The sequence below is a fragment of the Amycolatopsis sp. NPDC006131 genome (genome assembly GCF_040614175.1).
GTDB lineage: Bacteria > Actinomycetota > Actinomycetes > Mycobacteriales > Pseudonocardiaceae > Amycolatopsis_E > Amycolatopsis_E tucumanensis.
Genome location: NZ_JBEXTX010000249.1, coordinates 1 through 1,244, shown reverse-complemented (window position 1 = coordinate 1,244; position 1,244 = coordinate 1). Strand labels below are relative to the sequence as shown.

The following is a 1,244-nucleotide window of genomic DNA, read 5'->3' as shown; positions in this document are numbered from 1 at the left end:
CCGAGACACCGCGTCAAGGCGGGAAAGCGTGCCTTGACCCGGTGGCTCGGCAACCGATTGGGCTGGGGATCGGGTTGCGGGAGAGGGGTGGCTCGTGGGGTTTGTTGCGTTTCGTTGCCGGGTGGCCGTTGCGTTGTGCTGGTGCGTGCTTTGGCTTGTTCTCAGGTGCCGGCGGTGATGCCGGGGATGCCTTTCAGCTCACCCATCAGCATAGAGCTCACTTTGACCGGGTAGTCGTACAGCGCGAACGTCGTCTCGCGTTGCTTGCCCACCAGCTTCAAGCGGACGGGGGTGTCGCCGCGGTGGGCGAGCAGCGTCGACTTCAGCTCGCCGACCACACTCTTGTCCAAGCGCTCCGCGGTGCAGCGCAGCACGAGCGGGGGCTCATCCTCACCATTGCCGATCTCCGACAGGTCCAGCGGCACCAGTCCGCCGCCGAAGACGGACATCTTGTCTTCGCGCCAGTTGACCCGGCCCTTGACCAGGACGGCGTTGTCCTCGATGAGGTCGGCCTGGAACAGGGCGTAGGACTTGGGGAAGAACAGCACCTCCAGCGAGGCGTCCATGTCCTCGACCGTGCAGATCGCCCAGGGTTCGCCCTTCTTGTTGACCCGCCGCTCCAGTGAGGTGATCAGGCCGGAGATGACCAGCTCGCCTTCCTTGGGCGGGTTGTCCAGGATCGCGGCGATCGGGCGTGGGGCGTGCTTGCGCAGGATCCGCTCGGCGCCGTCCAGCGGGTGCGCCGACACGTACAGGCCGAGCATCTCCCGCTCGTAGGCCAGCAGCTGCTTGCGCGGCCACTCCTCGTCGCCGAACTTGAGGTGCGCCAGCGGCGACGACGAAGGCGCGGGCTCGGCCGCGTCGCCGTCCCCGCCGAACGCCCCGAACAGGTCGAACTGGCCCATCGCCTCCTGGCGCTTGAGCGGCACGACCGCGTCGACCGCGTCCTCGTGCACCTGGATCATCGACAGGCGCGTGTTGCCGAGGCTGTCGAACGCGCCGGCCTTGATCAGCGATTCGATGACCCGCTTGTTGCAGGCCACCAGCTCCGACTTGTCCAGGAAGTCGGTGAAGGAGGAGTACTTGCCCTTCTCCTGGCGGGTCTTGATGATCGACTCCACGACGTTGGCGCCGACGTTGCGGACCGCGCCCATGCCGAAGCGGATGTCGTCGCCGACCGCGGCGAAGCGCTGGCCGGATTCGTTGACGTCCGGGGGCAGCACCTTGATGCCGAGGCGGCGGCA

At 67.0% G+C, this 1,244-nt stretch carries 1 protein-coding gene; it reads right to left on the bottom strand.

The window, feature by feature from the left end; translation table 11 throughout:
- Positions 1–161: 161 nt before the first annotated feature.
- A partial coding sequence (locus tag ABZ215_RS43775) for an OB-fold nucleic acid binding domain-containing protein (protein ID WP_354956866.1) occupies positions 162–1,244 on the bottom strand: 1,083 nt, incomplete at its 5' end.